This window comes from Salinibacterium sp. NSLL17, from assembly GCF_015864935.1.
Taxonomy (GTDB): domain Bacteria; phylum Actinomycetota; class Actinomycetes; order Actinomycetales; family Microbacteriaceae; genus Rhodoglobus.
On sequence record NZ_JADYWH010000001.1, the window covers coordinates 330,005 to 356,069 of the forward strand.

Sequence of the window (26,065 nt, forward strand, 5' to 3'; positions counted from 1 at the left end):
GAAAACTGAGCATTAGTGGGCGTTTGTGCCTCTATTGGGGTGCGGACTCGCTGGGGTGCGCGAGGGAGCAATGAGCCAGAGGCCAACGCTGAGTAGCGCAATGGGCGCAATGATAAGAGTGAGTAGCGCCCAAGCGGGAGCAACCTGCCATGCTGCTGGGAGGATCCAGAACTGGGCAGGCGTAAGGGCAAGAGTGCCGATTCCGACGCCACAAAGGATGCGAAACCGCGAGGGGTCGGCTGCCCAGAAGCCCACGAGGCTGATTGACCACACGACGATGCCGATGACTGCGCCGATCGTTGAGCCGATGAGCACGTAGAGCACCGGATTGGTCGTCGCTGATGATGGTGCCGGAAGGAGGACGTTCACTACGACGAAGAGTGCACCGATGGCTGCACCAGCGAAAGCGGCTAGTGCAGTTGCGTGAGAATCGCGAAGCCTGCCGGTGGTGGGGCTCTGTGGGTTCATGGCAGCTCCCGGGCGCCGAGGGAGCGTCGTGGTGGCACGAGTCCGGAGGGCTCGGGCTTGCGTTCGGGAGGGAGGGCGCGCAGTCGCACCGAGGAGTTGATGAAGTAACCAGCGGTGAGCATGAACTGCAGCAGAGAGAGAATGTGCGCTACCCAAGCGATCATTCCCACTGCGGGCTCAGTGACGAGAAGCCATATTCCGTAACCGGCAACCCAAATCTCGAGCGCTCCGAGAACGAACCCGGCGGTGGGGCGCGCAGTCGCGCGCCACCAGGGCCGAGGAGGAGTGATGGGCTCGGCGCGGCCGCGAAAGGTGCGCACCGCCACTACGAACGCAAGCGACGTGAAAGCGACGCCGAACAAGAGTGAGACGGCCGATGATGCTCCGACGGCATCCAGCAGAAGATAGCAAAGTTGAAGCAACGCTATTGCCGTGACAAAGAAGAGCAGCTTTGCCCACCACGCCATGAATCGCAGGGGATCGGTCGTGAAGCCGCTCATGCGTTTTCGGGCCTCCCGCTCGGTGAATGTTGAGTTCACTTCGAAAGCTACACCAGTCGATGCACCTGGGGCACGTGCTCAACACCGTCAAGCGGGTAGACCACTTGGCGGTACTGGCCCGGGGCGTTTGCGGCGAGCACAACTCTGAAGTGGGGCTGCATCCCTGTAGTTCCGCTGGATTTGGCGGGCGAAAACGGTCGCGTCACCCAACCGACACGCCGCGTACCCCCCAAAATGGGGGTACGCACCCACGGGGAGGGGGAGTATCTTCACCACTACCCCCTTTGGGGGGTCAGAACGATCAGAGCAGTTTAACCAACCCGCCCCCGCAGTGCGTGCCGATTGGCACGCCATCCCGCAGCGCGCCCCCGCAGCGCTCCTATTAGCGTCCCCTCTATGCCGACACCCGAAATGTCGTGATCCCGATGCAAGCCATGATCGAATCTCCCCTGTCATCCGCCCAGCAGCTGCACCAACTTTCTGTGCAACGCCCGGAAATTCAGGCGTGCCAGATCGGGAGTTGACCGATGAGTCAGCTCCGAAAGTTTCCTGAAGCAGAGCCCAGCGACAACGAACGTGCACGACTTCGACTGGTCGATGGCGTTGAATTCGAACCCCATGCTCCGAGCAATCCCCACCCTGACTCTGGGGTGGCGTGGGCTCGTGCCTACCAAACGCGACTGCTCATTTCGGATGCCGCCATCATTGTCGTCACGATGATCGCTGCGGTATTTACCCGGGCGGTCGTCGATAGCACCCCCGGTTTCATCTCAGAGTTGCCGCCAATCGTGTGGCTGGGGTTGGGCGCGATTGCGCTCGTGTGGATTCTGGTGCTTGAGGCATTTCACACTCGGGATTGGCGCATCATCGGTTCTGGTCCCAATGAATATAAGCGCGTAATCACGGCATGCATGACCGCGTTCGGGCTGCTGTCGGTCACAGTGTTGGTGATTGAGGTCGGCTTCCCCGGCAAAGCCACTGTGGTGACTATGGCGTTGGGCGTCGTTGGCCTGCTCGTCAGTAGGTGGGCGTGGCGTCGGTGGCTCACGACGCAGCGTCGGTACGGGCACGCGCTCTCGCGCGTGGTGGTGGTGGGCACTCGCTCCGAGATCGATTACGTGGTGTCCCGCATTAAGGGAAACCTGAGCACTGCGTTCAAACTTGTCGGGGTTCTCACCGACCCAGAAATCAGCGCCCCCAGGACCGCTGGCGCTCCCCACCCCTACAGCTTCACGCCCGAAGAGGTAGTGGAGGCCGCAGCGGATCTCGGGGCTGACGCCGTGATCGTCGCCGGCGATCACGGCTTTGGCAATGACTTCATCCGCAATCTCGCCTGGAGATTGGAAGGCACCGCGGCTGAGCTGATCTTGGCTTCGTGCCTTGCCAATGTGGCTGGACCCCGCATCCACTTTCGGCCAGTGGAAGGTCTGCCGCTCATCCACGTAGAAATTCCGCAGTTTGATGGTGGCAAGCATGTAGTGAAGCGAGGGCTCGACATTGCGGTCTCTGCGATTGCCCTCATCGTGCTGGCGCCGCTGTTTCTGCTTCTGGCGCTCGTCATCCGTGCCGAAAGCCCGGGTGGCGCGTTTTACAGCCAAGTGCGGGTAGGTCGAGATCTCGAGACATTCCGCATGTTCAAATTCCGTTCCATGGTCTCGGATGCCGACGCCAAGTTGGCCGAACTGCAAACGGAGAACGAGGGCTCCGGTGTGCTCTTCAAGCTGAAGAACGACCCCCGGGTGACCAGAGTGGGACGCTTCATCCGCAAGTACTCTCTCGACGAACTGCCGCAGATCTGGAACGTACTCAAGGGGGACATGAGCCTTGTCGGCCCCCGACCGCCCCTACCCAGCGAAGTGCGCGCCTATAAGGGCAAAGTAAACCGTCGCCTCTACATCAAGCCAGGCCTGACCGGAATGTGGCAGATCAACGGCCGCTCCGACCTGAACTGGGAAGACAGCATGCGCCTCGACCTCTACTACGTCGAGAACTGGTCCGTCGTCGGTGATCTTGTCATCATGTGGCGCACCTTCAAAGTGCTCGTCAAGCCGGTCGGAGCCTACTGACGATGTGCGCGCACCGCTATTCACCTCAACCAGCATGTCTCCCCCCAGACGCCCTCACCGTTGTCATCGGGAGATCGGTGAGGGCAAAACCCGTCGCTGATATGCGCCACGAGAAGTGGGATTTTCGTGTACCCGTGCAGGCCGACATGAGAGGAGCTGTCGTGAACGGAACCGATGGCACGCTCGGGAGGCCTCGGCGCCCTCCGACACTCACTCATCACCGCCGCACGGCAAGTCCACCAGCTCACGCGAAGCGGACTGCGCAGTCAGCGGCGGGCGCCCGATCATGAGCCACAAAGGCCACCCCATTAAGAGGAATGAAGCCGCGTCGGGAAGGCCGTGCGCGCGTGCCTCTATTAAGAGGAGTAGCTCTGTTCGAAATGGAGCGGTTAGCGTGAGGCCCGGTGTGGGTCGTCGACGATGCGCGCGCGGAGGGCGCGAACGCTGGCAGCCCAGGAATAGCGGGTGCTTTCTGCTGACTGTGGAGCGGCATCCGAGGCTAGCGTCACGCCGTCCGTGGACGGATGCTCGCGCGCGGGCGCCGAACGGATTGCCGCAGCGATAGCCGCCACATCATCAGGGTCGGCGAATGTCGCCTGCGCTCCAGCTAGTTCGTGAAAGACAACGATGTCGCTCACGACAACCGGTGCGCCGAACGAGAGCGCCTCGATGACGGGAAGCCCGAAGCCTTCGTCACGAGTGAGAAAGAGCAGCAGCGCCGTGTGGGCGTAGAGCCATGCCAATTCGTCGTCGTCGATGAAGCCGAGAAATCGGATGGCGCCGCTCTCCGCGGCAGCGTTTACCGCAGCCGGCAGCTCAGCGCTGCGCCCTTGCGGTTCGCCGACGATCACGAGCGGAGTGCGCTCGGTGGCGCGACCCGAGGCGAGGGCTGCCTCGATGGTGTTTGCCAGATTCTTGCGGGCATTGAGTCGGCCAACACAGAGCAGAAAATCGCCTGCTAGATCGTCGAGCCCCGGTGGCTTTCGTGGCGCGGACTCCGTGAGCCCGCGCCCCACGGCCAGCCCAATCGGCGTGACGGGGCGACCCTGGCTCAGCCGGCTGATGCGCGCAGCCTCCGTAGCCGACGATGTGAACAGCCATGTCGCCCGCCGAGAGCTCAGCGGCATGAGCGCAAAGTACGCGCGCTCCTTGAGCGTGAACCACTCGGGCGACGTGAGAAACATGTAGTCGTGGATGAAGACCGCTGAGTGCCCGAACGCTGGCGTGAAATTGTGGGTGATGGTGACATCCGCGTTCAACCGTTTCGCGATGAAGGGCAGCTCGACGATCGCACTGACACCCTGAGGTCGGAGGCGGGTGCCGACAACGTCCGCGCTCGCGGGCAGCTCTGAACGCGCGGTATCGATGGATGCTCGGGGCACCGCCACCGTGACCTCGTCAGCGGGGAACTCGCGCAGCCAGGCCCACACGAACTCGCGCAGCACTTGACGGTTCGAGGCCGGACCTCGAACCCACCAGAACCCGTCAAAGAGAACGCGCATGACCCCCATGCTAGACCCGGTGGTTTCGCTGCCCACCGGGGAGAACCCTCGACCCAGCCCGGAGCCTGGGGCTATGGTGAAACATGACCGCCACAGGGGAACGCCCAGAAGTGCCGGAAACATTCGGTGCGATTGTCCGCTCGCTCGCGTCCGCTCAAAAGCCTGGGCGAGGTGCTCCGCCGTATTCGCGGTGGATCAACCGCCGCCTTGGCCGCCTGCTCGCCGCCGCGGCCTATCTCGCCGGGCGCACGCCCAATCAGGTCACCGGCCTCAGCGCGCTCATGACGGCGATCGCGCTTGTGCTCGTGGCCACCGTGCAGCCGAGCTGGTGGCTCGGCATCCTCGTGGCATTCCTGCTGCTGCTCGGATACGCCCTCGACTCTGCTGACGGCCAACTGGCGCGCTTGCGTGGCGGCGGTACGAAAGCGGGAGAGTGGCTCGACCACGTTGTCGACGCGTTCAAGATCGTGATTTTTCACGGTGTCATCCTGATCTCGCTGTACCGTTTCGACACTCGCTGGCCCGACAGCATCTTGCTGATTCCGCTCGGCTTCATCGTGGTGTCGTCGGTGTTCTTCTTCGCGATGATTCTCACCGATCAGTTGCGCCGCATAGCCTCCGCCGAGCGCGGGCGCAGCTACGCCAAGCCCAGCGGTGGCGGCGGTTGGCTGCAGACGATTGTCGCGATCCCCACTGACTACGCCGTGCTCTGCCTCAGCTTTGTGCTCTTTGGCTGGATTGACGGCTTCGTAGTGTTCTACGGGCTGCTGTTTCTCGCCAACGCGCTCATTCTGCTCGCTGTGCTTGGGCGCTGGTTTCGGCAGCTGCGCGCTATCGACGCGAGCTAGTTCTCGAACTCGCGCACGAGCGCAACGGTGCTTTCGATGTGAGAGCGACTGGATGCTCCGAACACGATTGATTCGATTCCGGGCTGCGCATAGATCCACTCCAGTGCCTCTCGCGGGGGGATCGCTCCCGACGCAAACACCGACATCGCGACAGCACGGAACGGCCGCTTGGCCAACGCATCCTGATAGGCCTCAACGCCGCCCGACATCCGGAACCCGATCTTGTTGATGTTGGAACACACGAGCGGATTCTGGATGCCGGCCTGATCGAGGTGATCGAGCAGCATCGGCAGGTTCATCGTGATGAAGCCGGGCTCGGCGCCGTAGCGGGTGCGCACGTGATTCGCGAAGATCGCAAAGGCATCGGTAAAGCCGAGCCCCAGCAGCAGATCGACGACGACGTTCTGCAACCAGACCACAGGCGTGCGCACGCCAGCGAAGCCGGCCATCTCGGCATCCACCAGCAGGGTGATGATGCCCTCGATGTCTTTCTTGGCCAGCGAACGGCCGCCGCGCATCATCGCGTTGAGCATGCCTTCGTCGGGCATGAAGCGATTGAGAGCCCCCAGGATTCCGTTCTCGGTGACCGCGTCGGCGTACTTGTGCGCATAGGGCATGCAGGGGAAAAACGAGAACCCGTCGTAGCGCTCAGGGTCAGCGCGCACCCGCTCCACCACATCGGCAATGCGGTCGTGCGTTGTGCACATGAGAGTGCGGATGCCGCTGGCGTAGGCATCGTCGATGACCGCCATGATCGCATCCAGATCCTGAAAGCGCATGGCCTGCTCGCGCGCTTTCTCCTCGGAGCGATGGTTGATGCCAAAGAACTGGTTATCGCCAAACAGCACCGGGTCGAGTTTCGACGAACCGGGAGTGGTGAGCGGGCCGCCCGAGTCGGCGGTGCGCGGGGCGGTGGTGCTCATGAGCGTCTCCCTAGAAGGCTTCCACGGCGGGCTTTGGGTGCGGTCGAAGCCGTGGTCTCGCCGACGAGGGTGGTCGTGGCGGGCCCGGCAGCGGCATCCGCTGTCAGCAGTTCAATGATGCGGTCGGTGATGGCAGCACTCGCGAAGTCATTGGTGGCGGGCAGCGAGGGGTCACCGATGCGCTGCACGAAGTGATCGAGTTGGGCGCTGTATTCCTCGCCGCGGAGGTAGAACCACACCTCATCGGTGAGCTCGGTTGTCGACTTGATCGTCCAGCCGGGTTCGTAGCCCTCGAGCTCGGGGGCGGTGCTGCGCAGGTAGACCTGAATCTCTTGGCGGTCGGCAATGATCTTGCCCTGAGTGCCGAAGATGCTCACCCGGGTGGTCATCTTGCGGTACGACTCATCCGACCAGTTCACCGACAGCTGACCACTGACTCCGTCGGGAAAGTAGATCGTGCTGTACACCTCGTCTTCGGTGTTCTCCGAAAAGACGCTGCCCAGAATGGTGCCGCCGACGCCGGTCGCGTTGCCGACAAACCACGTCGCGAGGTCGAGCGGATGCGCGGCATAGTCATAGAGACAGCCGCCGCCCTCGGTGCGCTTGCTGCGCCACGTCGTGCCCTTCGCCTTGAGCACGACCGGGCCATACGACTCGGCCTGCAGGTGGGTGACCCGGCCGATCGCGCCTGCCTCCAACAGTCGCTTAGCCTCGCGGAAGGTGCCGACGAAACGGTTGTGATAACCGACTTGTGTGACGAGGCCACGGACGGCTGCCACTCCCGCAAGCTCGGCGGATTCGGCGGCGGTGAGCGTGAGGGGCTTCTCGCAAAACACGTGAAGCCCGCGGTCGAGAGCCGTGCGCACCATCGCCGCATGAAAGCGGGTCGGGGTCGCGATGAGCACCGCATCGAGTTCAACGCTGTCGAGCATCTTCTCGAAATCGGTGAAGGTCTTTAGGCCCGTGTACTTTGAGAGCACCCCGAGAATGTAGCCAGCCGAATCGACAACCGCCTCCACCGAGACGTGCGGATGCGCGCGAATCATCGACAAGTGCGAGAGCCCCATTTTGCCTAGGCCAACCACTCCCACGCGGATCATGTGTTCGCTCCGGGTCGCGGCGACGGGGTCGAGCGCGGAGCCGAGACGGGAGCCGTGCCAGCGGGGAGCTGCTCGGCGAGGAGCTCCGCGTACTGCCCCGCGACGCGTTCCCACGTGAATTCGGCGGCATGCCTGGCGCGGCTGGCGGCCGCGAGCGAAGCCCGGCGATCGGGCGCCGAGAGCAGCGTCGTGATGTGGGCGGCTGCGTCATCCACGCCCGAAAAATAGAGTGCACCGTCACCGGCTACCCAGCGGTTGTAGGGATTGTCGTGGGCGATCACCGCGTTGCCGGCGGCCATCGCTTCGACGAGGGAAGGGTTGGTGCCACCAACGGTGTGGCCGTGCAGGTAGCCAAGGGAATGGAATCTCAACGAAGACACCTCATCGGGTTCATAAATTGGGCCAACGAACACGACCTCATCGCTGGCGGCTTCACGCACCGCCCGCGCATAGGGATCGCTGTCGTCGTAGGTGCCGAAGATCGCCAACTGGTGATCGCGGCGTTCTCGGGAAAACGCGGTGACAAGTTCGAGAATCGTGTTCTCGGGGATGGGCCGACAGATGAGTGTCAGATAGCGCCCTGGCGTGAGGCCGCGACTGGTTACCGGCAGAGTGTCAGCGGCTTCGACAGCGCGGGCGCCGTACGTGATCGTGACGAGTTTCGAGCGTCGAGCGCGCGTGGCCAAATAGGTTTCGATGACCGGATGATCGGCAATGAGTCGATTGCCCACCCAACAGGCGATCCGTTCGTTTATCCACAGAATTGCCTGCCGACCCTTGCCCCAGCGGGAACGAGACCACTCGATGCCGTCCATGTTGATGACATTCGGGATGCGCTTGAGACGCTGCAGGATGTTGAACACGGCCGTGTTGTAGCCAAACGTGAGGCAGATATCGCGGTGTCGAATCGCATGCCGGATCGAGGTGAGGTCGAAGCGTGCGGTGCCCAACCATCCTTCGCGTTGTTCCGGAATCAGTACCCGTTCGATGCCGTGCCACAGGTCTGTCGTGATGGGGCCGGTGCCCGGAACTTGGCAGTAAACAACAGGGCGCCAGCCGTGGTCGCGCAGAAAAATGGCGACGTTCTCGGCGGCAGTTTCAAAGCCACCGTAGGCGGCAGGAATGCCGTGAGTTCCGAGGATGCGCACAATTGGTTCGCGCTCGGCAGGGGAGTGTGGGTCGTTCAACTTTCCCTCCTCCGTTGACGGACTCAAGAACTTCGACCAGACTCCCCACTGTCTGGCTTGGAAGTGTACGCCGCTCGCGTTTTACGCTGTGGCCCCAGAACAGGGGGTACGGTGCTGAAGGGCGCGGGTGTACCGTCCAGTACCGACCACTCCCGAGGCACGGAGCTGCCATGACTATGTCGAAGCACCCAGGAACCGAGTTAGAGCCTGAAGCTGTGGCGGCCACGCCGTCGTGGCTGGGCACCCGCCCCCGTCGCATGATTGCGGGCGGTATCGTCGTTGCGCTCCTCGTCGTGCTCGGGGTGGTGCTGTTTGGGCAGTTCGCGCCGACCGCGAATCCCGGCGTTTCTCCCGGGGCGACGCCGAGTTCAGGGGCAGCGACGGAGTCGCCAGCAGCACCAGCGACGGCGACAGCGGCACCGGTCGACGGGCCAGCCGTGCCCGATGTCACACCCGTTCCGATCGAGGAGCCAGCGGATGTCACCCCCGGCCTCGTGGCAAAAGTCACCAAGGTTGAGGAGGTCGATGGCACCGCTCGCGGCCCCGGTGAAGTCGCTGGTCCGTCGTTGCGTGTGACGGTCACGATGACAAACTCGACCTCGTCAGTGGTCTCGTTGCGCACAACCGTGATCAGTTGTTACTTCGGTGCCGACCGCACGCCGGCGCCCGAACTTCGTGAGCCGGGCGGCTCACCGCTGCCGGCATCCCTCGCGGCAAATTCGGCGATCAATGGCGTATACATTTTCACTGTTCCTGCTGATCAGCGTGGCAATGTCACCCTTCTCGTCGACTACTCCGTCGACGTGCAACCGGTTGTTTTCCAAGGGGATATCGCGGACCTGCTGTAACGATCGGTCTACCCACCTCGGCGGGCGACCCCCGAAACGTGACCCCCTTTTGGGGGGCACCCAAACGGGGCGGAGGGGGAGTATGGTGACCCACCAAGTGGAACCTGAATAGCCACAAACCCCCGAGAAGGCACATCATGCGCTTAACCCGCCAGATGCCACCGAACCCGCTGAGACTTGTTTCCGCCGCAGCGGCGATGACATTAATTGCGACTTTGCTCACCGTAACGCTGCCCACCGCAGCTGTTGCCGACACTGCGGCTGCCCCGCCTGCGCCCACGACTGTGTCTACTGATCCCTTACCCACGCCCCAAATCAATGGTGTGGTCTGGGACCAGGTCATCGTGGGCAACACTGTCTACGCGTCTGGCGATTTCAGTTCGGCCCGACCGTATGGTTCGCCCGCGGGCACCAACGAGCAGAGTCGGTCGTACGTGCTCGCGTACAACCTCACGACCGGCGCGCTGCTGTCGTGGGCTCCGACGTTCAACGGGCAAGTTCGTGCTCTGGCCGCATCTCCTGACGGAAGCCGGCTCTATGCGGTCGGCGACTTCACATCGGTGAACGGTGTCTCCAAAAGTCGCATCGTTGCGTTCAACACCGCCACTGGAGCCATCTACGGTGGCTTCGATGCTGGCGCCAACTATCGCGTTTATGCAGTCGTGGCCACGAATACGCAGGTCTTCTTCTCGGGACCATTCACTTCGGTGAGCGGAAACACTCGGCTGGGTGGCGCTGCCGCCCTCGCCTCGAACGGTGCGGTGACCTCGTGGGCTCCCGAGCTCGCCGGCGGTCGTGCCTTCGGCATCGTTGTCTCCCCGGATGAGTCCAAAGTCGTGATTGGCGGAGACTTCACGACCGTGAACGGATCGAGCAATCCCGGCTACGGCCTTGCCATGGTCGATGCCACTGGGGGCGCGCTCATCACGCCCTTCGCCACCAACAATCAGGTGCGTAACGCCGGCCTCAACGCCGCCATTTTCTCGCTCTCGTCTGACGCTGACAGCTTCTACGGAACCGGCTATGTCTACGGCTCCGGCGGCAACCTTGAGGGCGTCTTCCGGTCGAACTGGTCGGATGGCGAACTCGTCTGGGTGAACGACTGCCACGGTGATACCTACTCGGTTTCTCCCGCGCCCAACGGAGCCATCTATGCCGCAGGGCACTCGCACTACTGCGGCAATATCGATGCCTTCCCGCAGACGAACCCGTGGTCGTTCAACCGCGGAATCGCCTTCTCGAAAGACGCCACCGGAAGCATCTCCCGTGACCCTTACGGCTACCACGACTGGTCGGGCAACTCGAGCCCGTCGCTGCTGAACTTCTTTCCCGACATCAACCTCGGAACCTTCACGGGCCAGTACCAGGGCCCATGGGATGTCACGTCTAACGCTGAGTACGCCGTGTTCGGCGGCGAATTCACGCGCGTCAACGGGCAGAACCAGCAGGGACTGCTGAGATTCGCGATCCCGGCGATCGCTCCCAATGCGGATGGCCCGCGCCTGACGGGTGCCGACTTGACCCCGACGATGAGCTCTCCCGCTCCCGGCACGATTGCGTTGAGCTGGACCGCCGACTGGGATCGTGACAACGAAAACCTGACGTACCACCTCATCCGTGATGGCAAGAGTGGATCACCGATTTACGTCACCGAGCAAGCGTCGCGATTCTATGATCGCCCGACCATGACCTACGTGGATACCGGCCTCACGCCGGGCCAGACCTACACCTATCGACTCCGCGCGATCGACCCCTATGGCAACAACGGCTGGGGTTCGACGGTGTCGTTCACCGCCGGCGCCACCGGTCAGTTGAGCGATTATGCGGCAGCCGTGATGGAGGATCAGCCCTCCAACTATTGGCGCCTCGGCGAGAGCGGAAACACCGTGGTCGACAGCGTGGCTCGCGACAACGCGACCGCCACCAACAACGTGGGCTTTGGAACATCCGGAGCAATCATCGGCGACAGCAATACCGCCGCGACCTTCACGGGAAGCTCGAACAGCTACGCCGGATCGAACACCCAAATCTGGCGCGACAACACCTTCTCGGTCGAAGCCTGGTTCAAGACGAGTACAACCTCGGGCGGCAAGATCGTCGGCTTCGGTAACCGTCAAACCGGCAACTCGAGCAACTACGACCGCCATGTGTACATGGACAGTTCGGGCCGCCTGAACTTCGGCGTGTACACCGGAAGCACTCGCATCGTGCAAAGCGCGAAGGCGTACAACGACAACGAGTGGCATCAGGTCGTCGCCAGCATGGGCGCCGACGGAATGGAACTCTTCGTTGACGGAGTGCGCGTTGGTGTGAATCCCGACGTGGTGTGGGGCCAGAACTATTGGGGCTACTGGCGCATCGGTGGAGACCGCAGTTGGAGTGGCTCTGACTACTTCAACGGTGCCATCGACGAAGTAGGGGTGTACCCGACCCCCCTCACCGCGAGCCAAATCCAGAACCACTTCGAGCTCTCGGGCCGGTCGCTCTCCGGACCGCCCGCACCGACCGACGCCTACGGTGCTGCGGTCTACAACGCGAGCCCGCAGCTGTACTGGCGACTGGGGGAAGCCTCCGGTGCCGTCGTGAACGACTCCGGTCTGCAGGGACTCAACGGAAACCTCAGCGGCACCTACACGCGCAACGTGCCCGGTGCCCTCGGGGGAACAACAGACTCGGCAACGCAGTTCACGCAGGCGCTCGCGGCGACAACAACTTCGCTGCCGAACCCCTCGACGTTCTCGAGTGAAGTGTGGTTCAGAACCACGAGCAGCACGGGCGGAAAGCTCGTGGAGTTCGGATCCTCCGCCACCGGCACCGCCAGCAACTATGGCGACAACGTGATCATGCGCAACGACGGAACGCTCGTGTTCGGCACGGGCAGCACCACCGTCTCGAGCACGGCCTCCTACAACGATGGCAATTGGCATCAGGCGGTAGCGACCCAGGGATCAGCAGGGCTGCAGTTGTTCGTCGATGGTGCGGTGGTGGCATCCAGTGCGGCAACACCGACCCAGACGTTCTCGGGCTACTGGCGACTTGGCCGCGGCAACACCGTGGGAGTGGCATCGTCGAACTACTTTGACGGTGACCTTGATGAGTTCGCGGTGTACCAGACGGTGCTGACCCCGAGCGAAATCAGTTCGCACTTCCTCATCGGCACGGCGAACGAAGCACCGGTTGCTGACTTCACGCACTCGGAGAGCGATCTCGTCGCAAGCTTCGACGCGACCGGATCGTCCGACCCCGACGGCACTATCGACGCCTACGCGTGGGACTTCGGTGATGGTGCGTCGAGCACGGATGCCGTGGTCGATCACCCGTATGCCGCCGCGGGAACCTATGACGTGACCCTCACGGTGACCGACAACAAGGGAGCCTCGGCAACCGCCTCCGCCACAGTGACGGTGTTGGCTCCGAATGTGGCGCCGACCGCAGCCTTCACGAGTGACACCACCGACAACGTGGTGAGCTTCGACGCGAGTGGCTCGGCCGACAGCGACGGCACGATCAGCTCGTATGCGTGGGACTTCGGCGACGGAGCATCCGCTAGTGGAGAGAGCACATCGCATCTCTACACGGCGGCCGGCACCTACGCCGTCACCCTCACCGTGACCGACAACCAAGGGGCTACGGGAACGGTCAGTCATGACGTGATCGCTCTCGATCCGCCCGTCGTAACCGTGCTGGCTCGCGACGAATTCGCTCGCTCCGAAACCTCCGGCTGGGGCACAGCTCTCGTCGGTGGCGACTGGTCGACGAACAGCAACGGCAACTTCTCGGTCGAATCGGATGCCGGAGTCGTGAACCACAGTTCGTCGGGCACTACCCGGCACGCGTGGCTCCCGAGCGTCTCGACGGACGACGTGACGGTCAGCGCGAGCATCTCCGTCGACAAAGCAATCACGGGTGGTGGCGCCTACACGGGCATCACGATGCGCGAAGTGGGCAACGGCTTCTACCAAGCCCGCGTGCGCTACTTCTCCAACGGCACCCTCGCCTTCCAGCTACTGAGTGGCAGCTCGACCAACATTGCGTACACGGATGTTGCGGGCCTCACTTTCAGTCCAGGCGACGTGCTGCTCGTGAAAGCGCAAACCTTCGGGACCTCACCGACGACCATTCGCGGCAAGGTCTGGAAGCAGGGAACAAGTGAACCCAGCGACTGGACCCTCACCGCAACCTCGTCGGTCGCTAACCTGCAAACCGCGGGTGCCGTCGGCCAGTACAGCTACCTGTCTGGCTCGGCCACGAATGCTCCCGTGCACGTGAGCTACGACTCGTTCGTAGCGACTGCAGGCCACGCCGAGGAGCCCGTGACGCCGACGAATTTGCTGCCAACGGCATCCTTCACCAGCGCGGTGAATCTGTTGACCGCTAGCTTCGACTCGAGTGCGTCGAGCGACCCCGATGGCAGCATTGCCTCTCGATCGTGGGACTTCGGCGATGGTCAGTCGAGCACCGCAACGAGCCCCGATCACAGTTATGCGACCGCGGGTACCTACTCGGTAGTTCTGACGGTGACGGATGATCAGGGCGCCACGGCTACCGTGACGCACCCCGTCACCGTCAGCTCGACTCCGGCGAACCAGGCACCCACTGCCGCGTTCACGTCGTCGGCGACCGAGCTCGCCGTGACGTTCGATGCGACAGGATCGACGGATGCCGATGGCAGCGTCGCAAGCTACGCCTGGGACTTCGGAGATGGTGCGAGCGACACCGGCGCAACGCCCTCGCACACGTATGCCAGCGCGGGCACCTACGCGGTCGTGCTCACGGTGACGGACAACGAGTCGGCGACCGGAACGGTCAGTCACGACGTCGTCGTGTCGGCGCCGCCGGGCGCAGCCTTCGCCGAAGACGCCTTCGAGCGCACGGTTGCCGCTGGCTGGGGCTCCGCCAACACGGGCGGGGCGTGGTCGTCGAATACGAACTCGACCTACACCGTCGGTAGCGGCGAGGGTGCTTTCGTGCACACGAGCTCGGGTACTACTCGCCGGGCGTTACTGGCGGGCGTGAGCGAAACCTCGGTAGAAGCTCACGTGGAGATCACCACCGATAAGGCTGCCGAATCCGGCCACATTGTCGTGGGCGTGATTGGTCGTCAGGTTGGGTCGGCGTTCTACCAAGCGCGCCTGCGCCTGCAAACTGGCGGAGTCGTCGGACTGCAGATCATGTCGGGCTCCACGGTGGTGCTCGCCAACATGAACGTGCCAGGAATGACCTACGCGGCTGGGGATACCTTCATCCTGAAGACCACGGTGGAGGGCACGAGCCCGACCACGATTTCGGCCAAGTTGTGGAAGGAGGGTGACACCGAGCCGGCCGCCTGGCAGCTCGTGACTACCGATTCCACGGCAGCGTTGCAGGCGGCAGGTTCGGTCGGATTTGAGAGTTACCTCTCGGGCTCGGCACCCAACGCTCCCGTCACCGTGAGGTTCGACAACTTCAGCGCGCGGCCCGTGCAGTAGGCAGCCTGAGCGTGTCAGGCACACGGTCGGCCCTCGGAGCAATCGGCTCTCAGGGAATGCAGGCTCTCTCGAGCTTCACGATTCAGGTGCTTGTCGCGCGCACGCTCGGCTTTGACGGCCTCGGCGCTTTTGCCATCGCGTATGGCGTAATGGTGCTCGTCGCCGGACTTGCGAGTGGGATGGTCGGCGACTCGCTCGTCGTACTGGAACGGCGTGCTCCGGCTGTGCGCTCGGCGCTGCAGCAGTTCGCTCTCGGTATTGCTGTGGGGGCCGGAGTGCTGTCTGCTGCGCTCGCGGGAGCATCCGGACTTCTGGATGCCTCCACCGCCGTCATGTTCGGAGCCGGCGTCGCCCTCTTCGCGCTCGAAGAACTCATGCGTCGCCTGCTCATGGCCGGGTTCGGATTTTGGCGCGTCATGCTGATCGACTTCGCGTCGTTCGCGGTCGCGCTCGCCGTGATCGGGCTGAGCGCGCTCGCCGGCACCCTCAGCCTCTTCGTATTTCTCGGTGCCGTGGCGGCCGGTCAGCTCGCCGCTATCGGGCTCGGCGCAGTGCTGCTGCCGCGGGAAGAACGCTTCGTCGTGGGCTTCGTGCGCGGGGGCGTTGGCACCGTCTTTCGCTACGGTGTCTGGCGGGCAGGTCAACAGTTTCTGCGGCCTGCACTTCTCACCGTCGTGCGCACTCTCGTGACCGTGCTCGCGAGCCTCGCCGCCACCGGACTCCTCGAAGCGGGTCGCGTCTTCGTCGCCCCAGCCACTCTCGCGGTCAGCGGCCTCAGCTCGTATCTCTTCGTCTCCTTCGCGCGCGACAACAGCAAGCCTCTGGCCGAGAAACTGCGGCGAGCGGATCGTGCCGTCAGCACTCTGGTCAGCCTCACCGTGGTCGTCGGCGCGCTCCTCGTCGCGCTCCTGCCATGGGGAGGCGCACTACTCTTTGGCACCGCACCCGACCTGCTCGCCGTGATTGGCTGGATCGCCTACACCGCGTCTATTGCCGCCGTGACTCCGTATGGTGCGCTCGCGGCAGTCGGCGGAAAACAGGCGGCCGTGTTCGCTATTCGGGCGGCCGATACCGTTCTCGCCATCGGATTCGTGAGCGCGGTGTTGCTGGCCGGGGGAGATGTGCAGTGGGTGCCGGCGGCGCTGGCTGCGGCATCCATTCTCGGCGGTCTCGGTATTCGGTGGCTGATTCTGGTTCCGCTGGTGCGGGCGACCTAGCGCTCGATCACGCTGCCGCCGAGGTGCTCGAGCCCGGTCTGCTCTTGCCCGGTGCCGCGTGCAAAGTCGGCGAGCGAGCTAAACGGGGTCACCCCGATCGCGTTAGTGGGCCAGGCAATGAGCGTGCGCGGCTCGAGTTCGGTCGCGCGCACGTAGAGGTTGTTGTCGACGGTGATGCCGAAGTCGCGGGCGCTGCGGGTGCGGGAGTAGTCCTCGATCCAGATGAGAGCTTCACTGCTGTCGACCAGTGTGTTGCCAACGATGCTCACGTCGGTGCCGACCCAGGTCATCTCGGCGTCATCTAGATACCGTTCGTCGTGACCGGCTTCGTTCTCGTCGCTCTTGAGGCGGTTGTCTTGCAGCACCGCGATGGCGTTGCGGCTGCCCACGACGACGTTGTCGCGAATCTCGACGCTGCTCGTGTCATTGATCTTCATGCCGAAGATGCCATTGTCGGCGAGGTAGTTGTCGGCCACGAGCGCGCGGGCCGAGATTTCGAGAAAGAGCCCGTGGCCGGCATTGCCCACGAAGGTGTTGCCGGTGATGGTCAGGTCGCGACAGGACTGATCGAACCACAGGGCGGTCGCGTTGTTGTCGGAGAAGTCAGAGTTGCGAATCTCCACGGTGCGCGAGCGCGTGAGTTTTAGCCCGCCCGCGACGGGTGCGCGGTTGAACCACTCCGTGTTGTTGCCGGATGCTTTCAGCCCGTCGACCAGCAGGTTATCGGCGTAGTTCGCGGCCACTCCGATCATCCCGCTTTCGGTAACCGTCACCTGGCGGATCGTCGTGTTGGCCGCCGTGATGAACAGGCCCGTTGTAGCCGACTCGGTGATCACCACGTTCTCGATTGTCACGTCGGGTCGCTCGACCGTGACTGCGCCAAAGTCGGGCACCGAGGGCGCAAAGCGACGAATGCCGATGCCGCGAATCGTCGATCCTTCTGCCCGGATGCTCAGGGCCCGCTGAAGCGTGCTTGCCCTCACGGTGTGGCCGCTGGGGTTCTCGCCGATGTACAGCACGCCTGCGCTCTCGTCGTGGAAGAAGCTCGACGCCGTCACCTCGTCTCGCGAGCCGACCTGCGTGAGTGGGGCGTCATCCAGCCACAGTTGGTCCGGATGCGCGGCGAGCGGATGCCCGGCGGTCACGAAGTTCCAGTACTGCTCGGTGTTGTCGGGGGCGCCCCGTTCGTAGGTGGGGCTCGAGTCGAAGACGGTGCCCCACGCCACCGACCAGAGCTCGCCATCAGCCTGCTCCCCGCCAGCCTGCTCCCCGTCGGCCTGCCAGCCATCGACCACTTCGCTGCCGTCGAGCCAGACGACCTCTCCCGGGTGCGACTGCACCGTCACCGGGGTGCCCTCGGCGATCGTGAACGCCTCGTGATACTCGCCACCCCGCAGCACGATCATGCCGCCGGCAGTCACCCGCGCCAGCGCTGCCTTGATCGTACGGAGCGGTGACTCGAGGCTGCCGTCCGCATCGTTGTCGCCGGTGGGCGAGACGAAGAGAGCGCCAGCCTGGATGTCGTAGCTGGTGGTTCCGAGCGTGGCCGCTCCGGCATCCGCAGCGCTCGCCGCAACATCGTCGGGGGCGCCGACGCCCTCGACAACAGGAACGTTCGGTCGAGCGGTGCTGTTGGCGCTACCGCCGAGAGACGAGACCACTAGAGCACTCGCAGCGATGGCGAGAGCGAGCACGATTGCGACCGCAGCGAAGACCTGTCGGCGTCGAAAACGCCGATTCGTCGTGCCTGTCGCAACGCTCACTAGCGCTCCTTATGGCGTGAAAACCGCAGCAATCGGGGGTGCGCTGCGGAATCGATCCGGTATCTATTCTCCCAGAATCGTGGGAAAGCTACTAGGGTAATGAAACCTGCAACGCTTGTTCGGCACACTGTTGTGTCGATTGCTACCCATCCCGATTGGGGTTCAACGCGTGGAAAGTTTGAGCTATCTCGAAATTTTCCGGCAGCGATGGCGTGCGATCCTTATTGCTGTCGTGGTCGGAGTGGGTTCCGCTGCGCTTATTGCGTTCAGCATCGCGCCGACCTACACGTCGACCGCCACTCTCTTCTTGTCGGTGAAAGACGTCAACGCCACGCTCGCGGAGCGTTCACAATTCTCCCTCGCTCGGGTCAACTCATACACCGACCTCGTGCGGAGCTCGGAGGTTCTAGAGCCGGTCATTTCTGACCTCGGCCTCGACCTCACGGTGCAAGAGTTGCGCAGCCAGGTCTCGGCAAGCAACCCCAACAGCACCGTCAACATCAACATCGCTGCTCAGGCCAGTAGCGCTCAGGATGCCGCCCGCATTGCCAACGCGGTTGCTGACAGTTTGTCGCGCCTTGTTTCCCGCGTCGAAAATTTCGGCACGTTCTCGGTCTCGCTTGAGCGACTCATCCCGGCGCTGCCGCCAGCGGCTCCGAGCGCTCCGCAGAAGACGGTCATTCTGGGTCTCGGTCTGGTTGCGGGGCTCGCCGCCGGCGCTGTACTCGCCCTGCTTTTGGCGCGCTTCGACCACCGGATGCGTCAACCCAGTGATGTGCGCCGCGTTACAGGATTGCCCGTGCTCGCGGCCGTTCCGCGAGGGCATCGTCGCTCGCGAGGCAACGGTGCTGACCCCGAGTCGACAGTAGAGGCTGCGTACACAGAAGCTCTCGCCCGCATCACCCAGGCCAACGGTGGCACGGTGCCGCGCATCCTGTTGCTCGCGCCGGCCGGAGCCACAGCCAATCACGCTTCGGTCTCGTTGGGCGTTGTCGCTGCAGTTTCTGCAACCGGCAGGCAAGCGCTCTTTGTCGAAGCGGAAGTTTCTGGGGGCGATGACACCGCCCTTGGCCACTTCGCCGGCACCGCAGGCCTCGCTGAACTGCTCAATGAGTCGACGACTCTGCCTGAAGTCACGCGCACACTCGACGGTTCGGAGGCACTATTCGTTTCCGCCGGGGTTGCCGAAACGACCGAAGTGGCCGCCGACAAGACCCTGCGATCGGTGCTTACCCGGCTCATTTCGCGAGCGGATGTTGTGATCACGCAGGCGACATCCGAGAGTCGCCCGCTGAGCATTCCCCTCATCGCCCCGTTCGTGGAGGTGGCGATGATCGTGGTTCGCTACAACCACACCTCCGAGGCTGAACTTGCGCAGACCGTCAGCCAGCTTCGTATTGCTGGGGTTCGCCCGCTCGGTGTCGTGCTGACGGATGTGCCGAATGCTCGCCACCTCGAACTGATGGCGACGTGGACTCCGGATGACTTCGCAGGCGGCCCCGCGAAAGCGCACGTGCATTTGCGGCGCAAGGCCAGCAAGCCCGCGGCGCCCACAGCGACCGCTACTGCCACCGCGGGCCCTTCAACGGACACCAAGGTTGGCCCCGACAGGAAGAAGAGCATGGCATCCGAATCCTCACCTTCGCCGACGCCCGTGCCGAAGCCCTCACCGCCTAAGCCTGCCCCGCCCTCAGGGCGCACCGAGACTGCTGACGCCTCAGCCGCCGAGCGCTCAAGCGAGAATGAACGAGTGGTCGTGGACTGATGTTCGCGACAGAACAGCGGGGGCGCAGTACCGTCTCACGTTCCTTGATCGGAACGTGGCTCCTCGTTGTTCTGAGCGTCGTCTCGTGGCGTCCCGATGCCCTCTTTGATGGCGGCTTCGATGTCGTGGTTATTGCGAAAGCCCTTGTCGCGTTTACTGCTTTTCTGTGCGCGGTAGCGATTCATTCGCGCGCTCGCGTTCACGCGCGAGTGGGTGTGCGATCGGCCATCCTGCTCTTCATCGTTGTGGGCCTCTCGTGTGTTGGCGCACTAGCGGCAGACAGCCCGATGCCCTCGCTCGTGCTCGCCGTACGCATCGTGCTGCTCGCCGCTACGGTCTACGTGCTGGCGAGTAGTGCTGCACCGCTCGAGGTGTTGACGTCCCTGTTCATTGCGATGGGCATTCTGACTCTTATCGGTGCCGCGAGCGGGCTGCCCGAATTTCTGAGCGACGGCCGGCTGCCGAGTGGCATCCCCGCCATGAAACCCAACGAGCTCGCCGGGCTTGCCGCGCCGCCCCTGCTCGCTATTGCGATCGACATCGCGCAGCGAGGGCTCACCCCGCGCAAGTCGGTGCTGCTCGTCACCTTTGCCGCGATCCTGTTGGCGACCGGATCCCGCACCACCCTGATTGTCGTCGTCATCGCGATGGTGCTGGCGGTCGTGCTGGCGTGGCCGGTTCCGCATTCCACGGGCATCGCCCTCATCCTGCTCGTGCCCGTTTCCTATGCCATGGTGGCGTTCACAAATGTGGTGTCTGAGGTCGCTATTCGCGGTCAGGATGTCAGTGAACTCGCCACTCTCAGTTCCCGCACGATTGCGTGGCAAGCGGTGTTCAGCATCCCGATGGACACCTGGCACAAGTGGATCGGTGTCGGCCTCGCGGCCAAGACCATCGAGGTTGATCAGCGCTGGTGGGACGTTCAGGTGCTCGACAGCAGTTGGATCTCCATCCTGTCGCAGGCCGGCATCCTCGGACTGATCGCGGTCGGCATCTGGGTGCTCTTCACCCTGAGGGACAGTCTCAAGAATCGCGAACTGCGCACCCTCACGCTTCCCCTGCTCGTTCTGCTTCTCGTGCGTAGTGCGCTCGAGAACGGGCTTATCGAGTCGAGCGTGATCTTCACGCTCTTCTTCCTCACGTCGCTCGTCCTTGAGCGAGGGCACCGTTACCCCTTCGAACGCAACCACTCTGTGCGGTTCGCGCTCGCTGTGGCACCAGCGCCCATCCCCCTCGAAGAACTCACACCTCCCCCGACCCGAACCCGGTGAGCACATGTCTCAAAGAATTGGATACGCCGCAGGAGCCTACGACCTCTTTCACGTTGGCCACCTCAACATTCTCAAACGCGCAAAGGAAGAGTGCGACTACCTGATCGCCGGCGTTGTTTCCGACGAAATGCTGGAGCAGACCAAGAAGCTGCGACCCACAGTTCCTCTTGAGGAGCGCTTAGAAATCGTGCGCAGCATCTGCTACGTGGATGAGGCGGTCGCCGAAACGGTGCCAGACAAGTTGGAGATGTGGCGTCGTTTGCAGTTCACGACGTTCTTCAAAGGTGACGATTGGCGCGGCACCGAAAAGGGGCTGAAGTTGGAGCGCGAGTTCGCCGCCGTCGGCGTCGAGGTTGTGTACTTTCCGTACACGGCCAACACGTCGAGCACCGGCCTGCGGCGGGCGTTGGAGTTGATCGAAGAGATGTCAGCCCGCGCACGGGCGTAGCGGAGCAAGCGCACCCGATTCACGCGGCAACCATTCAGACACCCGGAATAGCGTGGCGTTGCGGGCGGTTCTCCCCTGCAACGACATTTTCCCCAATTTTTGGAGCGCCATGAATCTCACCCAGCAGCTCAAAGAACGTGCCGACAACAGTGCGGCCACAAAGTCTGCCGAAGACAGCGCGACCCTCACGAACTCGGTGACCGAAGTCGAAAAGGCTGGCATCGTCAACAACGCGCTCAAGGTCGGCGACACCGCCCCTGACTTCTCGCTGCCGGATGCCGAAGGCAACACGGTGCGCCTCAGCGAACTGCTCGAAAAGGGCCCCGTTGCGATCGCGTTCTACCGCGGCTCCTGGTGCCCCTACTGCAACATCGAACTCAAGGCGCTGCAGGACATGCTTCCCGAGTTCCGCGCCGTTGGAGCAACGCTCGTGGCGATCTCCCCTCAAACCCCCGACGAGTCCCTCTCTCTCGAAGAGAAGCACAACCTCGAATTCCCAGTGCTCTCCGACGGCGAGCTCGAAGCGATCAACGGCTTCGGACTCCTTCACCCCGTGGATGACCGCACTAAGGCGTTCTACGAAAAGTCCGGCTACGACCTCGTGAAGTCCAACGGTGCGACCGGCTGGCAGCTGCCGCTTCCCGCAACCTACGTGATCGCGCAAGACGGCACTATCGCGTTCGCGTTCGTGCAGGCCGACTACAAGTTGCGTGCCGAGCCCGCCGACGTTGTTGAGGCGATCAAGGCTCTTTAGTCCCTCGGCCGCGTACCGATTTTTAGTACGCGGCCGCCGCCCTCCGGCTCAGGCGTAGGCTGGCGGGATGATTGAAACTCAGACACTTCTCGATGGCAGTTGGGCGTGGATTGCCCTCGCTATTGTCACCGCCGGCCTTGCGGAAATGAAGCATCGTCGGCGCTGGGTGTGGTTTCTTCTCGCCCTCATTTTCGGGCCGATCGCCACTGCGCTCGTCGTGATCTGGCGCCGCCCCGATTCCCCCTTCGGAAGGTAACGCAGTATGTCTCACCAGTTCGCTAGCTACGTCGCCATTGGTGACAGTTTCACCGAGGGCGTCGGAGATGAACTGCCGGATGGTCGGGTGCGCGGTTGGGCAGACCAAGTTGCTCTCGGTCTTGCGCTCGCATCGCCTCAGCCAGTCACCTATGCGAACCTCGCCATCCGTGGACGGCTCCTCGCACCCATCGCGGGGGAGCAGCTGAAGGCTGCCGTTGCCCTCCGGCCTCAGCTGATGAGCCTCAATGGTGGCGGAAACGACATCATGCGCCCCAAAGTGTCGCTGGAATCGATCACAGACCAGCTGCTGGCCGCAGTCGACACGGCCACGGCCAGCGGCATCCACGTTCTGCTGCTGAGTGGTGGCAACCCCAGCAAGCACCTGCCGTTCGGTTCGGTGATGGCCACGCGCGGTGATCGTTTAGCTCAGGAGGTCATGTCGCGCGCGTCGAAGGACAACGTGACTTTCGTCAACAACTGGGCGGATGCCGAACTCACGAAGCTGCAGTACTGGTCGGTCGACAAACTGCACCTCAACGCGCGCGGGCATGCCCGCGTGGCGAGCAACGTCTTGTCGGCGCTCGAAATTGCGGTGCCCGACTTTGGCGCTGATGAGGGGCCAGCGGATGACGCTCGCCCCCGCACTGCGGCCTACTGGCGTGAATACGTGCTCCCCTGGATCGGTCGCCGCCTCACCGGGCGTTCCTCGGGCGACAACCGCGAACCGAAGAGTGCGACCCTGCAGCCCGTGGAGATCGCGGGGCGCTAGGTTTTTCCGGCGGCGTTGGCGAGGCTGGCGCCGCACAACGATGAAGGAGCTCTCATGACAACGGCACCGACTACTTACGAAGTTCACGGGCGAAGCGTTGCCCGTCATGAGGCGTCAATTCAGGCCGGGAATCAGACGATTCCGATTGATGCGCTGTGGGGTGCCTCAGTGTCTTCTGCGCTGCCAGGGCCAGCGGATCTACTCGCGTCAGCGTTGGCCGCATGCATGCTCAAGAACCTCGAGCGATCCGGTGCGCTCATCCCGTTCAGCTACGAGAGTGCTGAAATTGATGTTCGCGCCCGCCGCCAAGATGCGCCGCCGAAATTCGTCGAGTTTGAATACGAAATTCGCCTTGTCACGAACGAAGACGAACGACGGGTTGATATGTTGCACCGGAACCTCAGCCACTACGGCACCGTGTACAACACGCTCGCGGCGGTGGCCGACGTGCACGGCACCATTGTTGTGGTCAAGCCCTCCGCCGAGATCTAGGCGCGCGCGGCGAGCTAGTTGCGCGCGGCGAGCAGTTCCGCGAGACGCGGCAACTGGGTCTCATCGGCGAGTGCCGAACCGACCGCAACAACCTTTGCGCCCGCGGTGAGGTACTCGCCGGCGTTGCCGGCATCCATTCCGCCGGTGGCGACGAATCGCATCGCGGGGAACGGTCCGCGCATTGCGCCGAACCAGCTTGTGCCCAAGAGGGATGCCGGGAAGGCCTTCACCCAGGTGAGGCCAGCGGCTTGTGCGGTCTGAACCTCGGTCGCGGAGGCAACGCCCGGCAGCGGGGGCATGCCCGCTTCGAACGAGGCGCGAACGACGTCGAGGTCGAAGCCGGGGCTGACGGTGAAGGCCGCTCCGGCATCCGCAGCTTGGCGCACGTGCTCGAGGGTGACGACGGTTCCCGCGCCGACGGACTTGCCGAGCTCCTTGCCGGCGGCAACAACGGCGCGCAGGGCTTCAACATCTTCGTCGCTCTGGATCGGCACCTCTACGGAGTCGATGCCGAGCTCCCACGCGGTGCGCGCGAGGGCAACACTGCGGTCGACGCCGAAGCCGCGAAGGATCGCCATGAGGGGCTGACCATCGAAGAGCTGGTCGAGGGATTCGTTAGAGATCTGAGCCATGAGAGTGAGCCTTTCAGCGGTGTGGGGAGAAAAGTTAGAGCGTGGGGAGGTCGGTTGTCGATTGCAGAACGAGAGCAGCGCGGTCGTGGCCGAGGCTCAAGCGCTGCTCGGGGGAGAGCCCGGTGAGGTAGCCGCTGAGGTAGCCGGCAGCGAACGCGTCGCCCGCTCCGACGGCTTCAACGACGTCGACCTTGTGGGCGGGCACGAAGACGCTGCCCTCGGCGCTGAACTCTGTCGCGCCGACGTCGCCGTCTTTGATCACGAGGATGCCGGGGGCGTCGAGCAGCGCCCGCACTTCTTCCGGCGTGGTCGTGCCCCACAGCACTTCGGCCTCATCGAGACCGACGAGCACGATGTCGGCGCGGCGGGCGAGAGCGAGAAGGGTAGGGCCTGCCTCTTCGACCGGCCACAGCGCGGCGCGGTAGTTCACGTCGAAGCTGACGACAGTGTCGCTGAGCGTGGCGCGGTCGAGAACCGCCTCGATCAGTGCGGTGCAGCTAGCGGAGAGGGAGGGCGTGATCCCTGAGATGTGAGTGATGGCCGCCTGCTCGAACGGAACGGTGGCGAGATCATCCGGTGTCATTGCCGATGCCGCAGAACCCGCGCGATAGTAGGTCACACCGTTGCCGGGATCTTTGAAGTAGAAGCCGGTGGGGGCATCCGGAGTGAATTTCACGAGACTCGTATCAACACCGCGCTCGCGGAGTTGGCGTTCAACGCGACGACCGAAAGCATCGGTGCCGAGGTGGCTTGCCCACGCGGCGTGATGGCCGAGAGCGGAGAGGTGCACGGCAACGTTCGACTCGGCGCCACCCGTTTCGAGGTGGAACAGTTCGGCGGTTTCGATGGGCTCGGCGACCGTGGGCGTGATGAGCACCATGGTCTCGCCGATCGTAATGATCTCCGGCTTCGTTGTCGTTTGCACAGTCTTACTATCGACCATGTGCGCATTCTGTGCAACACTGTTGCATATACTGCAACACGCGCGTGAGGCGAGTCAGCCGACCTGCGCGGCAATCAGAGGGAGCCCGCATGTCGCAAAGCGTTCGTCGAGCAGCGCGCATCATCGACTCGGTTGCCCTTCGCCCGGCTAGCGTGAGTGAGCTCGCCGAAGAGTTCAGCGTGCACCGCTCCACGATGTTCCGCGAAGTGCAGTCGCTCGAAGAAGTCGGCTACCTGCGCAAGCGAAAGAATGGCGAGTACGTGCTCGGGCTGCACCTCATTGCTTTAGCTCATCAGGCATCCGACAGCCTCGATCTGCGGGAAATCGCGCACGATCGACTCGAGAAACTTCACCGCACGGTCGGCAACACCATCCATCTCGCCGCCATGGTTGACCACAGCATTGTCTACGTCGACAAGATCGAAGACACCAGCGGTGTGCGCATGTACTCGCGCATCGGCAGCCCAGCCCGGCCGTACTGCAGTGGCGTTGGCAAGGCGATCCTCGCGGAACTTGCTGCCTCTGACCGGGATGCCGTGCTGCGAAACGTGGTGTGGGAGAAGTTCACGCCCAAGACGCTCACGACGCGCCCCGAGCTCGATGCCGAACTCGCGATCGTCTCCGCCCGCGGCTGGGCGGTCGACGACGGCGAGTTTGAGGACTTTGTGAACTGCGTCGCCGTGCCGATCTATGGCCCTGCCGGTGTCGTAGGCGCACTCTCGAACACAGCGATTCGGATGGTCGCTGACCTCAACGCCCTCAAAGCCAACCTGCCGCTGCTGCAGAGCGTGGCGCGCGAGATCTCGACGGAGCTCGGCGCGGCCTGAACAGAATTTTCCTCGC

Annotated in this window: 22 protein-coding genes; 13 read left to right on the forward strand and 9 right to left on the reverse strand. The window is 63.4% G+C overall.

The window, feature by feature from the left end:
* Nucleotides 1-12: 12 nt before the first annotated feature.
* On the reverse strand, nt 13-468 hold the full coding sequence (locus I6E51_RS01660) for a hypothetical protein (RefSeq protein WP_197109222.1): 456 nt from the start codon (nt 466-468) through the stop codon (nt 13-15).
* The gene (locus I6E51_RS01665) at nt 465-1,007 is read right to left on the reverse strand and encodes a hypothetical protein (protein ID WP_197109223.1); all 543 of its coding nucleotides are present in this window, start codon (nt 1,005-1,007) and stop codon (nt 465-467) included. Before I6E51_RS01665 ends, I6E51_RS01660 begins: the two co-directional genes overlap by 4 nt.
* 488 nt (nt 1,008-1,495) lie before the next feature.
* Here I6E51_RS01665 and I6E51_RS01670 point away from each other — a divergent pair, with 488 nt between their 5' ends.
* Nucleotides 1,496-3,034 (forward strand): sugar transferase, encoded by a 1,539-nt coding sequence (locus I6E51_RS01670; protein ID WP_197106808.1) that lies wholly within the window; start codon nt 1,496-1,498, stop codon nt 3,032-3,034.
* Nucleotides 3,035-3,423: 389 nt separating this feature from the next.
* On the opposite strand, the gene I6E51_RS01675 is transcribed toward I6E51_RS01670, so the two are convergent.
* The gene (locus I6E51_RS01675) at nt 3,424-4,536 is read right to left on the reverse strand and encodes a glycosyltransferase family 1 protein (RefSeq protein WP_197109224.1); all 1,113 of its coding nucleotides are present in this window, start codon (nt 4,534-4,536) and stop codon (nt 3,424-3,426) included.
* 83 nt (nt 4,537-4,619) lie between these two features.
* Here I6E51_RS01675 and I6E51_RS01680 point away from each other — a divergent pair, with 83 nt between their 5' ends.
* Nucleotides 4,620-5,384: a CDP-alcohol phosphatidyltransferase family protein gene (locus tag I6E51_RS01680; RefSeq protein WP_197109225.1), complete on the forward strand. Its 765-nt coding sequence runs from the start codon at nt 4,620-4,622 to the stop codon at nt 5,382-5,384.
* On the opposite strand, the gene I6E51_RS01685 is transcribed toward I6E51_RS01680, so the two are convergent.
* From I6E51_RS01685 to I6E51_RS01695, 3 genes are read right to left on the reverse strand one after another with little or no spacing between them, the layout of a single operon-like run.
* Nucleotides 5,381-6,307, reverse strand: a complete 927-nt coding sequence (locus I6E51_RS01685; protein WP_231599618.1) for a hypothetical protein — start codon at nt 6,305-6,307, stop codon at nt 5,381-5,383. The two genes, I6E51_RS01680 and I6E51_RS01685, sit on opposite strands and share 4 nt — an antisense overlap.
* On the reverse strand, nt 6,304-7,407 hold the full coding sequence (locus I6E51_RS01690; RefSeq protein ID WP_197109226.1) for a Gfo/Idh/MocA family protein: 1,104 nt from the start codon (nt 7,405-7,407) through the stop codon (nt 6,304-6,306). The genes I6E51_RS01685 and I6E51_RS01690 overlap by 4 nt, the downstream gene beginning before the upstream one ends.
* The gene (locus tag I6E51_RS01695; RefSeq protein ID WP_197109227.1) at nt 7,404-8,594 is read right to left on the reverse strand and encodes a DUF1972 domain-containing protein; all 1,191 of its coding nucleotides are present in this window, start codon (nt 8,592-8,594) and stop codon (nt 7,404-7,406) included. The genes I6E51_RS01690 and I6E51_RS01695 overlap by 4 nt, the downstream gene beginning before the upstream one ends.
* 170 nt (nt 8,595-8,764) lie before the next feature.
* Here I6E51_RS01695 and I6E51_RS01700 point away from each other — a divergent pair, with 170 nt between their 5' ends.
* The 3 genes from I6E51_RS01700 to I6E51_RS01710 all read left to right on the forward strand — a co-directional run bounded on the left by I6E51_RS01700 (nt 8,765) and on the right by I6E51_RS01710 (nt 16,127).
* Nucleotides 8,765-9,442 (forward strand): hypothetical protein, encoded by a 678-nt coding sequence (locus I6E51_RS01700; RefSeq protein WP_197109228.1) that lies wholly within the window; start codon nt 8,765-8,767, stop codon nt 9,440-9,442.
* 197 nt (nt 9,443-9,639) lie between these two features.
* A complete protein-coding gene (locus I6E51_RS01705; RefSeq protein ID WP_197109229.1) occupies nt 9,640-14,910 on the forward strand; it encodes a PKD domain-containing protein in 5,271 nt (1,756 codons plus the stop codon).
* An 11-nt stretch (nt 14,911-14,921) separates the two neighbouring features.
* Nucleotides 14,922-16,127, forward strand: a complete 1,206-nt coding sequence (locus I6E51_RS01710) for a hypothetical protein (protein WP_197109230.1) — start codon at nt 14,922-14,924, stop codon at nt 16,125-16,127.
* Here I6E51_RS01710 and I6E51_RS01715 read toward each other — a convergent pair.
* Nucleotides 16,124-17,890, reverse strand: a complete 1,767-nt coding sequence (locus I6E51_RS01715; RefSeq protein WP_197109231.1) for a right-handed parallel beta-helix repeat-containing protein — start codon at nt 17,888-17,890, stop codon at nt 16,124-16,126. The genes I6E51_RS01710 and I6E51_RS01715 overlap by 4 nt on opposite strands.
* A 169-nt stretch (nt 17,891-18,059) precedes the next feature.
* Between I6E51_RS01715 and I6E51_RS01720 the strand changes: the two genes are divergently transcribed.
* From I6E51_RS01720 to I6E51_RS01750, 7 genes are all read left to right on the forward strand, one after another.
* The gene (locus I6E51_RS01720) at nt 18,060-19,655 is read left to right on the forward strand and encodes a Wzz/FepE/Etk N-terminal domain-containing protein (protein ID WP_197109232.1); all 1,596 of its coding nucleotides are present in this window, start codon (nt 18,060-18,062) and stop codon (nt 19,653-19,655) included.
* A 44-nt stretch (nt 19,656-19,699) separates the two neighbouring features.
* The gene (locus I6E51_RS01725; RefSeq protein ID WP_197109233.1) at nt 19,700-20,926 is read left to right on the forward strand and encodes an O-antigen ligase; all 1,227 of its coding nucleotides are present in this window, start codon (nt 19,700-19,702) and stop codon (nt 20,924-20,926) included.
* 4 nt (nt 20,927-20,930) lie between these two features.
* Nucleotides 20,931-21,374 (forward strand): adenylyltransferase/cytidyltransferase family protein, encoded by a 444-nt coding sequence (locus I6E51_RS01730; RefSeq protein ID WP_197106797.1) that lies wholly within the window; start codon nt 20,931-20,933, stop codon nt 21,372-21,374.
* A gap of 109 nt (nt 21,375-21,483) precedes the next feature.
* Nucleotides 21,484-22,128, forward strand: a complete 645-nt coding sequence (locus tag I6E51_RS01735; RefSeq protein WP_197106796.1) for a peroxiredoxin-like family protein — start codon at nt 21,484-21,486, stop codon at nt 22,126-22,128.
* 67 nt (nt 22,129-22,195) lie between these two features.
* Complete coding sequence (locus I6E51_RS01740) at nt 22,196-22,384, forward strand: hypothetical protein (RefSeq protein ID WP_197106795.1); 189 nt, start codon at nt 22,196-22,198, stop codon at nt 22,382-22,384.
* A 6-nt stretch (nt 22,385-22,390) separates the two neighbouring features.
* A complete protein-coding gene (locus I6E51_RS01745) occupies nt 22,391-23,155 on the forward strand; it encodes an SGNH/GDSL hydrolase family protein (protein ID WP_197109234.1) in 765 nt (254 codons plus the stop codon).
* Between the two features lie 54 nt (nt 23,156-23,209).
* Nucleotides 23,210-23,647: an OsmC family protein gene (locus I6E51_RS01750; protein ID WP_197109235.1), complete on the forward strand. Its 438-nt coding sequence runs from the start codon at nt 23,210-23,212 to the stop codon at nt 23,645-23,647.
* 14 nt (nt 23,648-23,661) lie between these two features.
* On the opposite strand, the gene I6E51_RS01755 is transcribed toward I6E51_RS01750, so the two are convergent.
* Together I6E51_RS01755 and I6E51_RS01760 are read right to left on the reverse strand one after the other, a co-directional pair.
* A complete protein-coding gene (locus I6E51_RS01755) occupies nt 23,662-24,279 on the reverse strand; it encodes a bifunctional 4-hydroxy-2-oxoglutarate aldolase/2-dehydro-3-deoxy-phosphogluconate aldolase (RefSeq protein ID WP_197109236.1) in 618 nt (205 codons plus the stop codon).
* Between the two features lie 34 nt (nt 24,280-24,313).
* The gene (locus I6E51_RS01760; protein WP_197109237.1) at nt 24,314-25,222 is read right to left on the reverse strand and encodes a sugar kinase; all 909 of its coding nucleotides are present in this window, start codon (nt 25,220-25,222) and stop codon (nt 24,314-24,316) included.
* An 89-nt stretch (nt 25,223-25,311) separates the two neighbouring features.
* On the opposite strand from I6E51_RS01760, the gene I6E51_RS01765 reads away from it, so the two are divergent.
* Nucleotides 25,312-26,049: an IclR family transcriptional regulator gene (locus I6E51_RS01765; RefSeq protein ID WP_197109238.1), complete on the forward strand. Its 738-nt coding sequence runs from the start codon at nt 25,312-25,314 to the stop codon at nt 26,047-26,049.
* Nucleotides 26,050-26,065: the final 16 nt, after the last annotated feature.

What these genes read in the sequence shown, in the direction of transcription:
- I6E51_RS01735 (WP_197106796.1), top strand. Translation starts at nt 21,484, where the DNA reads ATGAATCTCACCCAGCAGCTCAAAGAACGTGCCGACAACAGTGCGGCC.
- I6E51_RS01670 (WP_197106808.1), top strand. Translation starts at nt 1,496, where the DNA reads ATGAGTCAGCTCCGAAAGTTTCCTGAAGCAGAGCCCAGCGACAACGAA.
- I6E51_RS01700 (WP_197109228.1), top strand. Translation starts at nt 8,765, where the DNA reads ATGACTATGTCGAAGCACCCAGGAACCGAGTTAGAGCCTGAAGCTGTG.
- I6E51_RS01730 (WP_197106797.1), top strand. Translation starts at nt 20,931, where the DNA reads ATGTCTCAAAGAATTGGATACGCCGCAGGAGCCTACGACCTCTTTCAC.
- I6E51_RS01740 (WP_197106795.1), top strand. Translation starts at nt 22,196, where the DNA reads ATGATTGAAACTCAGACACTTCTCGATGGCAGTTGGGCGTGGATTGCC.
- I6E51_RS01755 (WP_197109236.1), bottom strand. Translation starts at nt 24,279, where the DNA reads ATGGCTCAGATCTCTAACGAATCCCTCGACCAGCTCTTCGATGGTCAG.
- I6E51_RS01750 (WP_197109235.1), top strand. Translation starts at nt 23,210, where the DNA reads ATGACAACGGCACCGACTACTTACGAAGTTCACGGGCGAAGCGTTGCC.
- I6E51_RS01690 (WP_197109226.1), bottom strand. Translation starts at nt 7,407, where the DNA reads ATGATCCGCGTGGGAGTGGTTGGCCTAGGCAAAATGGGGCTCTCGCAC.
- I6E51_RS01680 (WP_197109225.1), top strand. Translation starts at nt 4,620, where the DNA reads ATGACCGCCACAGGGGAACGCCCAGAAGTGCCGGAAACATTCGGTGCG.
- I6E51_RS01705 (WP_197109229.1), top strand. Translation starts at nt 9,640, where the DNA reads ATGACATTAATTGCGACTTTGCTCACCGTAACGCTGCCCACCGCAGCT.
- I6E51_RS01675 (WP_197109224.1), bottom strand. Translation starts at nt 4,536, where the DNA reads ATGCGCGTTCTCTTTGACGGGTTCTGGTGGGTTCGAGGTCCGGCCTCG.
- I6E51_RS01685 (WP_231599618.1), bottom strand. Translation starts at nt 6,307, where the DNA reads ATGAGCACCACCGCCCCGCGCACCGCCGACTCGGGCGGCCCGCTCACC.
- I6E51_RS01765 (WP_197109238.1), top strand. Translation starts at nt 25,312, where the DNA reads ATGTCGCAAAGCGTTCGTCGAGCAGCGCGCATCATCGACTCGGTTGCC.
- I6E51_RS01745 (WP_197109234.1), top strand. Translation starts at nt 22,391, where the DNA reads ATGTCTCACCAGTTCGCTAGCTACGTCGCCATTGGTGACAGTTTCACC.
- I6E51_RS01660 (WP_197109222.1), bottom strand. Translation starts at nt 468, where the DNA reads ATGAACCCACAGAGCCCCACCACCGGCAGGCTTCGCGATTCTCACGCA.
- I6E51_RS01760 (WP_197109237.1), bottom strand. Translation starts at nt 25,222, where the DNA reads ATGGTCGATAGTAAGACTGTGCAAACGACAACGAAGCCGGAGATCATT.